8 protein-coding genes are annotated in these 13069 nt (G+C 72.1%); 6 read left to right on the top strand and 2 right to left on the bottom strand.

What is annotated here, in order from left to right; genetic code table 11:
• Positions 1–375 precede the first annotated feature (375 nt).
• From eccE to C503_RS0113760, 3 genes are all read left to right on the top strand, one after another.
• A complete protein-coding gene (eccE, locus tag C503_RS0113770) occupies positions 376–1560 on the top strand; it encodes a type VII secretion protein EccE (RefSeq protein ID WP_018682799.1) in 1185 nt (394 codons plus the stop codon).
• A gap of 74 nt (positions 1561–1634) precedes the next feature.
• Entirely contained in the window at positions 1635–2288 is a 654-nt protein-coding gene (locus C503_RS0113765) for a hypothetical protein (protein ID WP_245572477.1), read from the top strand.
• Positions 2289–2685: 397 nt separating this feature from the next.
• Positions 2686–4305 (top strand): S8 family serine peptidase, encoded by a 1620-nt coding sequence (locus C503_RS0113760; protein ID WP_026316281.1) that lies wholly within the window; start codon positions 2686–2688, stop codon positions 4303–4305.
• A gap of 133 nt (positions 4306–4438) precedes the next feature.
• Here C503_RS0113760 and mycP read toward each other — a convergent pair whose 3' ends face one another.
• Entirely contained in the window at positions 4439–5887 is a 1449-nt protein-coding gene (mycP, locus tag C503_RS0113755) for a type VII secretion-associated serine protease mycosin (protein ID WP_018682796.1), read from the bottom strand.
• A complete protein-coding gene (eccD, locus tag C503_RS0113750) occupies positions 5884–7278 on the bottom strand; it encodes a type VII secretion integral membrane protein EccD (RefSeq protein ID WP_084477086.1) in 1395 nt (464 codons plus the stop codon). The genes mycP and eccD overlap by 4 nt, the downstream gene beginning before the upstream one ends.
• Before the next feature lie 138 nt (positions 7279–7416).
• Here eccD and C503_RS0113745 point away from each other — a divergent pair, with 138 nt between their 5' ends.
• The 3 genes from C503_RS0113745 (at position 7417) to C503_RS0113735 (ending at position 13013) form a co-directional block, all read left to right on the top strand.
• Positions 7417–8133, top strand: a complete 717-nt coding sequence (locus tag C503_RS0113745) for a hypothetical protein (protein ID WP_033400581.1) — start codon at positions 7417–7419, stop codon at positions 8131–8133.
• A gap of 133 nt (positions 8134–8266) precedes the next feature.
• On the top strand, positions 8267–8986 hold the full coding sequence (locus tag C503_RS0113740) for a hypothetical protein (RefSeq protein WP_026316278.1): 720 nt from the start codon (positions 8267–8269) through the stop codon (positions 8984–8986).
• Positions 8987–9020: 34 nt separating this feature from the next.
• A complete protein-coding gene (locus C503_RS0113735; protein ID WP_018682792.1) occupies positions 9021–13013 on the top strand; it encodes a type VII secretion protein EccC in 3993 nt (1330 codons plus the stop codon).
• Positions 13014–13069 lie beyond the last annotated feature (56 nt).

Raw genomic sequence — 13069 nt, 5'->3', positions numbered from 1 at the left:
CCCCGTCGCGGTACGGTTCCGCAGGATAGCCGTACCGTGACGGCCGGATGTGGGTTCTCCACCAATCCCGTGCACGAACGCCACGCGTCAGGATCTTGAGGGGAAGAGAACGAGCGGATGTCGGTGACCACACCTCCACGACAGGGCCGCACGCCTCCTCCCGGCCAGCCGCCCCGACCCGGCGGACCGGGGGGTCCCGGTGGCCCGGGTGGACCCGGCGGACCGGGCGGACCCGGTGGCCCCGGCAGGCCGGGTGGGCCGCCCTCGGGACCGTCGCGCGGGCGCCCGCCCGCGGACGCGCAGCCGCCGTCCCCGCCGCCCACCCGGGTCTCCGCGCGCAGGCGCAACCGGGGCGCGAGCCTGGGCGCGCTGCCGGTGGCGAACCTGGTGGTGCTGGAGGTCGGCGTCGCGATCGGCCTGGTGCTGCTGGCGATCGACCTCGGCCTCAAGTACGTGGCCATCGGCATCGCCGCGGTGGCGCTGGTGGTGGCGTTCCTGCGCTGGCGGGGCCGCTGGTTCACCCAGTGGGTCGGGCTGACAATCCGCTACACGTTCCGTTCACACGCGCGGGTGAGCAAGCCTGCGGACCCGGTGAGCGTCGACAACCTGGCCGCCGCCGAGGGCGCCGCGGTCACCGGACCGGACGACCCGCGGGTCAGCCTGCTCCGGCTGGCCGTGCCGGACCTGGTGGTCGCGCACGGCACCGACCACGAGCGCAGGCCGCTCGGCCTGGCCTGGCACGAGGGCACCTGGACCGCGGTGCTGCTGGTGGACCCGGCGCCCGCGCTGGTCAGCCAGGTCGGTGCGACGGCGGGCCTGCCGCTCGGCGCGCTGGCGCCGTGCCTGGAGGACCGCGGCGTGGTGCTGGACGCGATCCAGGTGATCTGGCACTGCTACCCGGGCAGTGCCGCGCTGCCCGCGAACTCCCCGGCACTGGCCTCCTACCTGGAGGTGCTCGGCCCGCTGTCGGCGGCCGCCCGGCGCACCACCTGGGTAGCCGTGCGGCTGGACCCGCGCCGCTGCCCGGCCGCGGTACGCGAGCGCGGCGGCGGCGTCATGGGCGCGCACCGGGCGCTGATCGGCGCGCTGTCCCGGGTGCGCAACGCGCTGGAGTCGCGCGGCGTGCCGACCCGGCCGCTGGACCCGGACGAGCTGCTCAAGGCGGGTATCGCCGCGGCGGAGCTGACCGGGGTGGCGGGCACGCCGGAGCGGGCGAGCCTGCGCGAGCGCTGGACCGGCGTCACCGCGGCGGGCGTCGGCCACGCCAGCTACGCGATCACCGGCTGGCCCCAGGGCAAGGCGGCGGCCAGCCTCAACGCGCTCACCGGCGTGCGCGCGCTGTCCGCCACGGTCGCCATGTCGCTGTCCCCGGGCAGTGACGAGGGCCAGGTGGGGCTGCGCGGGCTGGTCCGGGTGAGCGCGCGCACCCCGGACGAGCTGGCGCACGCCGACGACCGGCTGAACTCGATCTCCGACCGGATCGGCGTCACGCTGACCCCGCTGCGCGGGCTGCAGGTGGCCGGGCTGGCCGCGACGCTGCCGTTGGGGGGCCGGGCGTGAGCGGGTCGAGCAGGCTGCTGGACACCCAGGGCGGGTCGGCGGGCATCGCGCCGGAGTTCCTGGTCAGCCCGGAGATGCTGGACGCGGTCAGCCCGTCCGGCGACCGCGGCGGGATGGTGCTGGGCTCCGGTTTGCAGGGCGAGCCGCTGACGATCTCCGCGCTGCGCCCGGCGCCGACCCGGATCGTGCTGGTGGGTGGTCTCTACCTGGCCAGGCAGGTGGCGCTGCGGGCGATGGCGGTGGGCGCGTGGGTGGTCGTGGCCACCGGCAGGCCTGCCGCGTGGCAGGTGCTGCAGAAGGCCGCGGGCACCGGCCCGGACGGTCGGCCCGCGCCGCTGGTGCAGATCCGCAGGCTGAGCCCGGTGGAGCTGCCGCGCCCGTCGGAGGACGGCCCGCTGCTGGTCGTGCACGACGGCGGCCCGACGCCGCAGGAGCTGTTCCCGCCGCGTTCGCCCTGGCAGACCACGGTGTACGTGCTGCCGTACATGCATCCGCAGGCCGGGGCCACGGCCAACGCGGCCGACCTGGTGTTGTTGCAGCGGCTGCCGGTCGGCCAAGCCCAGCTCGCCGCCCGGGTGTGGCGGCTGCCACCCCCGATGGTGCAGCAGCTGACCACCCTGGCGGATGACCAGGTGGTGGCCCTTGGCCGGAACCTGTGGCGGCCGCTGCGGCTGGTGACCACGCAGAAGGAACAGCAGATCCTCGGTCCGGTGCGCCGCGGCGACTGAGCCGTTCGCTACCGGTTCGCACTGGTTCGGCCACCGATTCTCACTGGTGGCGGCCGTTAACTGGGTCAGGAAAGAAGTAGATGGCCGGGACGCGCGGTCCGCGTCCCGGCCATTTGCGCGCCTGGCCCGGGGCGGACTCGCCCGGCCGGAGTTCTCCACACCACACAGTCACCACAAGCCCTCAGGACTTCGCCCGATCGGCCGAATTGGCGGACCCAAGCGGTTCTAGGCGTCACGCAGAGCACCGCGACAGTTCACCAGTCAGGCACACAAACCGGTCGGACCCCTGAGGGCAGCCGCGGCAGTTGGTCAGGCGGGAGGTTTCCTCCCGGGTCTCCAGCGATCGCGACCGCCACCCGTGGCGAGGCCGGGTGCCTGGTGCGAAGGAGACCATGGAATGGGTATGTCTCGCGCCGCACGGATGCGGCGAGTAGGCGGCGTCAGTGTCGCCGTGGCGGCCGTCGCCGCCGCCGGACTGGGCCTGGCCCTGTCCAACTCGGCCAGCGCGGCCGAAGGTCCGGTGCTCGGTGCCGACGCGCCGACCGCGATCCCGGGCAGCTTCATCGTGGTGTACAAGGACGGCGTCTCGACGCAGTCCAGCACCGCCGACGCCATCGCGAAGAAGCACGGTGGCCAGGTCAAGCAGCGCTACGCCACCACCGTCAAGGGCTACTCGGCGTCGATGACGCTGCAGGAGGCCAAGTGGACCGCCGCCGACCCGTCGGTGGCCTTCGTCGAGGCGGACCAGAAGGTCACCGCCAAGATCGACCAGGCGAACCCGCCGTCGTGGGGCCTGGACCGGATCGACCAGGCGGCGCTGCCGCTGAACACCAAGTACACCTACCCGACCACCGCGTCGAACGTGAACGTGTACGTCATCGACACCGGCATCAACCTGACGCACTCCGAGTTCGGTGGCCGTGCGGTCAGCGGCACCGACAAGGTCGACAACGACAACGACGCCACCGACTGCAACGGCCACGGCACGCACGTGGCGGGCACCATCGGCGGCAGCACCTACGGTGTCGCCAAGGGCGTCAAGCTGGTCGGCGTCCGGGTGCTGGACTGCAACGGCTCCGGCACCACCTCCGGCGTCATCGCCGGTGTGGACTGGGTGACCGCGAACCGCGTGAAGCCCGCCGTCGCCAACATGAGCCTCGGCGGCGCCACCTCCACCGCGCTGGACCAGGCCGTGCAGCGCTCCATCGCCGCGGGCGTCAGCTACGCGGTCGCCGCGGGCAACTCGAACGCGGTCGCCTGCAACGCCTCCCCGGCCCGCGTGCCGGAGGCCGTGACCGTCGGCGCCACCACCAAGACCGACGCGCGCGCCAGCTACTCGAACTACGGCACCTGCGTGGACGTCTTCGCCCCCGGCGACGGCATCACCTCGGCGTGGATCGGCAACACCACCGCGAAGAACACCATCAGCGGTACCTCCATGGCCTCCCCGCACGTCGCGGGCGTCATGGCGCTGTACCTGTCGGCCAACCCGACGGCCACCCCGGCCCAGGTCGCCACCGCCGTGGTGAACGCCTCGGTCTCCGGCAAGGTCACCAACGAGGGCACCGGCTCGCCGAACAAGCTGTTGCAGCTGGTCCCGGTGGCCACCCCGACCCCGACGCCGACCCCCACGCCGACGCCGACCCCGACGCCCACCCCGACCCCGGTCGGCTGCGCCGCGGTCAGCAGCACCACCAAGGTCAACATCCCGGACATGGGTGACGCGGTCTTCAGCCCCATCACCATCAACTGCACCGGCAAGGCCGCGACGGCCTCGACCGTGGCCGTGGACATCATCCACACCTACCGTGGCGACCTGACCGTCGACCTGATCGCCCCCGACGGCACCGCCTACCGCCTGAAGAACTCCTCCACCACGGACTCGGCCGACAACGTGAAGCAGACCTTCACCGTCAACCTGTCCGCCAAGAACGCCGCCGGTGTGTGGAAGCTCCAGGTCCGGGACGGCTACAAGGCCGACATCGGCTACATCAACGGCTGGACCCTGGACGTCTGATCCGGCCCGGCGACAACTGAACACCCAGTGCGACAAGCGGGGCCCCGGTGGAGAAATCCACCGGGGCCCCATGCTTTCGCGGGCAACGCCTTGTCGAAACCGCACATCACCGAGCCGACAACGAGACGAGCGACTAGGCGGATCCCCGGCTCTCCCGCGATCCGCCCCGGTTCCGCCGAACCGTGTGCACGATGAACAACGTCAACAGCAGCAGGAGAACCGCGCCACCGGTCCCGATCAACGCCACCCGCATCGGCGTCCAGTCCCGGACCTCCGTCGCGGGCAGCACGGCCCTCAGCTCCAGCGGCTGGTCCGGTTCCACGCCCTGCTCGCTGGGGATCAGCGTGGTCAGCGCGCCGATCGGGTTCACCATGCCGAAGCCGACCGAGTTGTCCCGCCCGCCGGGCGCGGCCGGGTGCGAAGCGGACAGCTTGATCCGCTCGGTCACCTGCCGGGCGGTCAGGCTGGGGAACCGTTCCCGGATCAGCGCGGCCAGCCCGGAGACGTACGGGGCCGCGAAGCTGGTGCCCTGGATCGGGACCTGCTTGCCGTCCGGCAGGACCTGGAGGTTGGCCAGGCCGTTGGTGGCCGGGTCGAGCGAGATGATGTCGGTGCCCGGCGCGGCCACGGTCACCCACGGTCCCTGCACCGAGAAGTCCGCCGGGTCCCCGTTCCGCGACATCGCGGCCACCGAGATCACGTACTCGGAGAACCACGGCGGCGTGACGATGTAGGTCGGGCGGTTCGGGTCGGAGCCGTTGCGCTGGTCGGGGCACCCGTGCTCGCCGGTGTTGCCCGCCGAGGCCACCAGCACCACGTTCTTCTGCTCGAACGCGTACCGCAGCGCCGCCTGCAGCTGCTGTTCCGCAGGCGTGATCGGCCCGGCCGAGACCGGGCGGCAGTTGTCCACCGACATGTTGATGACCCGCGCGCCTTGGTTCGCCGCCGACACGACGGCCTTCGCCAGCGTCTCCAGGGTGCCCGCGGTGACGTCCTCGCCCTCGGGCTTGGCGGCGGTGGGCCGCTTGCCCTTGTAGTTGGCGCTGGACTGCCGGATGGACAGGATCTTCGCGTCCGGCGCGATGCCCTTGAACCCGATGTCGCTGCCCGCGGGCGGGTTGGCCGCGATGATGCCCGCCACCTCGGTGCCGTGGCCGTCGCAGTCCTCCAGGCCGCGCTTGTCCGGGACGACGAAGTCGCCGCCCGGGGTGACCCGGCCGCCGAAGTACGGGTGGTCCTTCACCCCGGTGTCGATCACCGCGACCAGCTGGCCCTTGCCGGTGGCGAAGTGGTGCAGCTCGTCGAAGCGCAGCTGGAGCTGGCCCCAGGGCTTGTTCTTCAGGTCGACGCCCTGGTTGAGCGAGCCGATGCAGTTGGTGCTGAGCGCGTAGGCGGTGTCCGGGTCGGTGCCGCTGGGCACCGGGAAGTCCGGCGCGAGCGGCGGCGGGGTGGCCATCGAGTCCGGGGCCTGCGCGGTGGTGGTCGTCACGGGCTGCTTCTGCGCGGACGCGGGTAATGGCAGGGCGATCGCGAAGGTGGCGACGGCGAGGGCCGCGGCCACGCGGGTGGCGGTCCGGGTCACTTGAACGTCACGTGCCGCAGCGTGGCATAGAGGTCCATCACCGCGAGCGCCAGCGGCAGCACGATCGCCACGCACAGCGCCTCGACGATCTCCACCGTGCGCCGCAGCGGCGGGGAGAACCGTTGCTCCGGGAACACCACGCCGAGCACCAGCGCGGCCGCGCCGATCAGCACCAGCGCGCCGAACACCCAGAGCAGCCGGTCGAAGGTGTCGGCGGTGACCAGCCAGCCGAGCACGATGCCCGCCGCGGCCAGCATGCCGGTGGCCAGCAGCGCGATCGCCTGGCTGCCGTTGGCGTAGGTGCGGGCGCGCAGCAGCAGCACCAGCGTGGCCACCACGCCGAGCAGCACGCCCCACAGGCCGGGCGCGGCGGCGGCCACCACGGCGCCGATGGCCGTGGCCGAACCACAGCCGATGATCATGCCGGTCATGTACTCGTGCGCCAGGCCCGCGCGCCGCTCGATCGACCGGTAGTCCGGGAAACCGCTGTCTTCCTTGAGGTCCTCCGCGCTGCCCGGCACGTTCGGCAGCGGCAGCCGGGCCAGCTGGATGGTCACCCGGGGCAGCACGGACAGCGCGCCGAGCGCCACCGCGACGGTGCCCGCCGCGATCCCGGCGGCCGGGTGCGCGACCAGCGTGGCCACCGCGAACGCGAGCACGCCGAGCGTGGCGGCGGTGCCCGCGGCGACGAACGTGGTGATCCCCGCGCCGATCAGCATGATCGACGCCGAGGCCACGATCAGCACCAGCGCCGAGGCCAGCAGCAGGCTCGCCCGGCCCGGCTCGCCGGGCACGATGGACAGCCCGGCCACGAACGCCAGTGGCAGCCCGCCCGCCGCGGCGATCAACACGCCGGTGGTGCGGGCCTGGTAGCCGCGCGCGATGACCGCGCCGAGCGCCACCGCCACCACCGCGCCGGTCCCAGCGGCGACCGCCGGGCCGATGTTGCCGCCGCCCCACAGCGGTCCGGCCATCAGCACCGCGAACGCGCCGAGCAGCAGCGCCAGCGCGCCTGCGATGTGCCCGATCCGGTTGGCGGTCTCCTTGGTCCACGGCCGGTAGCTGTCCGGGGTGGACTCGGCGATGGCGTCCACCACGTCGTCGAACAGCGGCGGCGGCGGGTTCTCCGCGCGCTTGCGCAACTGCAGCATGTCGCCGTCGACCACGCCGAGCGAGCCGAGCGTGCGGCTCGGGTCCAGCGGGTTGTCGCCCAGCTTGGCCAGGCACCAGCCGCCGTGCCGGGCGCCGCCGTCCGGGGTGGCCTCGTCGGCCATCGTCAACAGCATCGGCAGCAGGTCCGCCACCGAGACGTCCACCGGCAGGGCCACGTCGATGCGTGTCCTCGGTGCGACCACTGTCACCCTGCTGAACACGGTCGTACCGGTTGCCACCGCGCGCCCCCTCGGAGTTGTCCACAGGTCTGCCCGGTCCGGACGTCGCCGGGCCGGAGCCGGTCCTAGTATGGCCGCACCGATATCTCGGGATGAGGCGGTTCGGCAGAAAGCGCCGTCGCGGTGGGGGGAAATGGAATGCGGGCGACATCCGGGGCGGGCGCGGGGCCGGACATGAAGCGGATCCGGAAAGTGCTCCCGATCGTCACCGTGGTGGCGGGTATCGGCCTGAGCGTGTTGATCTATTACGTGACCGGCAGGCACCCGGCGTCGGTGCTGCCGGGCGTGGTCTACGTCGTCGCCACGCTGGCCCAGGCGTACACGCCCGCGGGCCGCGACCTGGCGGGCCTGATCGGTCTTGGCGTGGTGAGCCTGGCCGGGATCGCGGGCATGGCGTTGCAGCTGTACTACCTGGGCGGCCACAACCCGCAGGCGCTGTTGTTGACGTTCCTGCTGGTGGTCGGCACCCTCGGCCGGGTAGCCGGGTATATCGACGACCTCGTTCCCGCAGGCCGCGCCGAATACGCCACGCTGGTCGCGGTCGCCGCCGCGGTGGGCGTGCTCGTCGTGCGCTTCTTCACGGACACCGACGACCCGGGCTCGCTGGTGCACGGCTCCCTGTTCCTGGTCGCCGCGGCCGTTTTCATGATCGGCCAACGGATCCAGGGGCCCGGCCGGTTCGCGCTGTGCGCGCTGGTCGTCGCGGTGTCCGCGGGCGTGCTGTACTTCCTGGCCATCTCCAGCGCGGGCGCGGTGCCGATCCTGCTTGGCGCGGTCTTCGTGGCCGGGCTGCTTGGCGCGCTCGTGCTGGGCGGTCGCCCGGTCCTCGCGAACGCGCCGGACCGCGCGGAGTAGTCCCGGTCCCGAGTTGTCCACAGGGCCGCGCGGCCCTCTCCCCACCAGCGCGGATGTCGATTTAGGATGTCCGCACCGAACACGCGGGTTTGGGCGGTTTCGGTGGCATCCGCGCGACTGGGGGCGGTAAGCAGTGGTCATTTCTGGGGGATCGCGGACGGCGGCGCGCGCCGTCCTCGCGTCGTTCACCGTGCTCGCGGGCCTCGCGGTCGGCGCACGGATGTACTACCTGTACGAGCACTTCTATCCATCGGTGCTGTCCGGCCTGGTCTACGCGGGCGCGACGGCGTCCCTGGCGTACTCGCGCGCGAGCCGGGAACTGGCGGGGCGGATCGTGTTCGGCACGATCGCGTTGACGGCCGTGCTGGCCGCCGAGGCCCAACTGGACCGCGTGCACCAGGGCCCGTGGATCCCGGTGCTGATGGCCGCGGGACTGGCCGGGCTGCTGGTCGTCTGCCCGGCCCCGGCCCGCACCGCGCCGGTGATCTCCGACCCGTTCGTGATCGCCGCCGCGCTGGCCGTCGCGATCACCGCGCTGTCCTGGGGGATCACCCACCGCTGGTGGATCTTCCCCAGCGGGCTGGCGCTGGCGGCCACGGTCGCTGCCCTGGCCGGGCAGCACTCGACGCGCGTGGCCAGGTTTACCCTCTATCTCGCGGTCCTCGGCGCCGCGGTGTGCGCGCAACTGTGGCTGCTGCTGACCGTCCTGCTCGTGCCGACCGGTCTGATCGCCTGTGGGCTGGGCTTGGCCCACCTCGCCTGGCTGGCGGCGATCGGCACGCGGGTGGTCATCGGTTCCCGCCAAACGCGTCAGGTCGCTGTCAGTAGTTCGGTAGTTTCCCCCACGGACTAACCCGCACCACCCGAGTCGAAGAGGTGTCCACCCGGTGAGCACGCTGCAGTTCAAGCGTTCGCCCCGGCTCGCCGCGCCGCGGCAGCCCGGCGGCGAGGTCCACCTCGAACCGCCGCCCGAGGTGCCGCGGGTCATCCCGGGCAACATCGTCATGAAGATCCTGCCCGCGGTCATGATCGTGGCCTCGGTCGGGATGATGGCCTTCATGTTCGTCGTGGGCGGCAAGAACCCCACGTCCCTGCTCTTCGGCGGCATGTTCCTGATGTCGACCGTCGGCATGATGGCGGGCGGCATGGGCGGTCGGGGCGGCGGCCAGAAGAAGGCCGAGATGAACGAGGACCGCAAGGACTACCTGCGCTACCTCGGCCAGATGCGCGACCGCGCCCGGGAGGCGGCGCTGGACCAGCGCGGGTCGCTGGAGTGGACCCACCCGGACCCGCAGGCACTGTGGTCGATCGCCACCAGCAGGCGCATGTGGGAGCGCCGCCAGGCCGACTCGGACTTCTGCCACCTGCGGGTGGGCCGCGGCTCGCAGCGGCTGGCCACCCGGCTGGTGCCGCCGCAGACCGGCCCGGTGGACGAGCTGGAGCCGATCGCCACGCTGGCGCTGCGCCGGTTCGTGCGCGCCCACTCGATCGTGCCGGACCTGCCCATCCAGGTGGCCATCCGCGGGTTCGCCGCGGTCGGCGTGGCGGGCGACAAGGACCTGGCCCGTGGCCTGGCCCGCGCCCTGCTGGCCCAGCTGGTCACCTTCCACTCGCACGACGACGTGCTGGTCGCCGTGGTCACCTCCGGCAAGGCGAAGGCCGAGTGGGAGTGGGCGAAATGGCTGCCGCACACCCAGCACCCGACGATGGTCGACGGCATCGGCCAGCTGCGCATGATGAGCGGCTCGCTGTCCCAGGTGGAGCAGTGGCTGGACGAGGAGCTGCGCGACCGGCAGCGGTTCACCCGCAACGCCCCGCCGCAGCCCGACCAGCCGCACGTGGTGATCGTCATCGACGACGGCGAGGTCACCCGCGAGGAACAGATCATCCTGGAGGAGGGCCTGGTCGGCTGCACACTGCTGGACCTGTCCGACTGCCTCGGCAACCTGACCGCCCGCCGCGGCCTGCGGCTGGTGGTGGAGGCGGACCGGCTGGGCGCGCGCAGCGCCAGCGGGGTGGAGTGGTTCGCCCAGCCGGACACGCTGAGCGTGGCCGAGGCGGAGGCGTTGGCCCGCAAGCTGGCCCCGTACCGGGTGGGCGGCGCGGCCGCGGACACCGGCGACGAGGAGCCGCTGCTGTCCAACCCGACGCTGCTGGAGCTGCTGGGCATCCCCGGCGACCCGATGACCTTCGACGTGCAGCAGGCGTGGCGGCCGCGGCCGGTGCGCGACCGCTACCGGGTGCCGTTCGGCGTCGGCGAGTTCGGCCAGGCCGTCGAGCTGGACATCAAGGAAGCGGCCATGGAGGGCATGGGCCCGCACGGCCTGTGCATCGGCGCCACCGGTTCCGGCAAGTCCGAGTTCCTGCGCACGCTGGTGCTGGGCATGCTGGCCACGCACTCGTCGTCCACGCTGAACTTCGTGCTGGTCGACTTCAAGGGTGGCGCGACCTTCCTCGGTCTGGACGGCGCGCCGCACGTCGCCGCGGTCATCACCAACCTGCAGGGCGACCTGACGTTGGTCGACCGGATGAAGGACGCGCTCGCCGGTGAGATGAACCGGCGCCAGGAGGCGCTGAAGAACGGCGGCAACTTCAAGAACGTCTGGGAGTACGAGAAGGCCAGGGAGAACGGCGCCGACCTGGACCCGTTGCCCGCGTTGTTCATCGTGGTCGACGAGTTCTCGGAGCTGTTGTCCGCCAAGCCGGACTTCATCGACCTGTTCGTCGCCATCGGCCGACTGGGCCGGTCGCTGCAGATGCACATGCTGCTCGCCTCGCAGCGCCTGGAGGAGGGCAAGCTGCGCGGTCTCGACTCGCACCTGTCCTACCGGATCGGCCTGAAGACCTTCTCCGCCGCGGAGTCCCGCGCGGCCATCGGTGTGTCGGACGCGTTCGAGCTGCCGTCGATCCCGGGTTCGGGCTACCTCAAGTACGACACCAGCACCATGGTGCGCTTCAAGGCGTCCTACGTCTCCGGTCCGTACCGCCCGGCGGGCCTGCAGGCGGCGGGCCCGGTCGCGGCGGTCTCGGGTGACCGGCGGGCCAGGCTCTTCGTGCCGGACTACGTGGAGATCCCGAAGGAACCGGAGACGCCGAAGGAGAAGCCCAAGGAGGAGGCCAAGCCGGAGGGCGGCCAGGAGACCAGCGAGCTGGACGTGGTCGTCAGCCGGTTGGTCGGCCAGGGCCCGCCCGCGCACGAGGTCTGGCTGCCGCCGCTGAACGAGCCCAACTCGTTGGACACGCTGTTCCCGCCGTTGCAGCCCACCGAGGACCGCGGCCTGTCGCCGGTCGGCTTCTACGGCAACGGCAGGCTCCAGGTCCCGCTCGGCATCATCGACAAGCCCTACGAACAGCGCCGCGACCTGCTGTGGGCCGACTTCTCCGGCGCCGCGGGCCACGCGGCCATCGCGGGCGGCCCGCAGTCGGGCAAGTCGATGATGCTGCGCACCCTGGTCATGTCGATGGCGCTGACGCACACCGCGGAGGAAGTCCAGTTCTACTGCCTCGACCTGGGCGGCGGCACGCTCGGCACACTCGACGGCCTCCCGCACGTGGGCGGCGTCGCGGGCCGTATCGACCCGGACAAGGCCCGCCGCATGGTGGCCGAGGTCTCCGGCCTGGTCACCGAGCGCGAACAGCGCTTCCGCGACTGGGGCATCGACTCGATGACCGACTTCCGCAACCGCAAGCGGCGCGGTGAGCTCCGGGAGGACCCGTTCGGCGACGTCTTCCTGATCGTGGACGGCTGGCTGAACTTCCGCCAGGAGTTCGAGGCGCTGGAGATGCAGGTCGTCAACCTCGCCGCGCAGGGCCTGTCCTTCGGCATCCACGTGATCGTCGCCGCGAACCGCTGGGCGGAGATCCGCCCGGCGCTCAAGGACCTGCTCGGCACCCGCTTCGAGCTCCGCCTCGGCGACCCGAGCGAGTCCGATGTGGACCGTCGAGTCGCGGTCAACGTGCCCGCAGGCCGCCCCGGCCGCGGCCTCTCCCGCGACAAGCTGCACTTCCTCACCGGCCTGCCCCGTGTCGACGGCTCAAGCAATCCCGAGGACGTCGCGGGCGGCGTCCAGGACGCGGTCGCCAAGATCAAGTCCTCCTGGCGCGGCCGCGGCGCCCCCAAGGTCCGGCTGCTGCCCGAGGTCCTGCCCTATGAGGAGCTGCTGGCCCAGGACACCCGCCGGGACACCAAACTGGTCCCGATCGGCGTCGACGAGAACGACCTGGCCCCGATGTACCTGGACCTGGAGGCCGAGCCGCACTTCGTCGCCTTCGCCGACGGCGAGTCCGGCAAGACGAACCTGCTGCGCGTCATCATCCGCGGCATCATGGACCGCTACACCCCCAAGGAAGCGGTCATCATCCTGGTCGACTACCGCCGCACCCTGCTCGGTTTCATCGACACCGAACACCTGCTCGGCTACGCGGTCTCGTCCAACCAGCTCGGCGACATGATCAAGGACGTCCGCGGCTCCATGCTCAAGCGGCTCCCCGGCCCCGACGTCACCCAGGAGGAGCTGCGGAACCGCTCCTGGTGGAAGGGCCCGGAGCTCTTCGTCATCGTCGACGACTACGACCTGGTCGCCACCCAGGGCAACAACCCCCTCCAGCCGATCGCCGAGTTCCTCCCCCAGGCCAAGGACGTCGGCCTGCACGTCATCACCGTCCGCCGCACCGGCGGCGCGAGCCGGGCCCTGTTCGACCCCATCCTCGGCAAGCTCCGCGAGATCGCCAGCCCCGGCCTGGTCGGCAGCGGCAGCAAGGACGAGGGCGCCCTGCTGGGCACCGTCAAACCCTCCGCCCTGCCCCCCGGCCGCGGCACCCTGGTCAGCCGCAAGGTCGGCCAGTCCCTCATGCACATCGCCTGGATCCAGCCGGACTGACCGGGAACGCAACCCGGAAGAGCCCCGCCCGAACCCCATCGAGCGGGGCTCTTCCC

Source organism: Actinokineospora enzanensis DSM 44649 (genome assembly GCF_000374445.1).
Lineage (GTDB): Bacteria > Actinomycetota > Actinomycetes > Mycobacteriales > Pseudonocardiaceae > Actinokineospora > Actinokineospora enzanensis.
The sequence above is the reverse complement of the archived record's forward strand: the minus strand, read 5'-3'. Positions and strand labels throughout refer to the sequence as shown.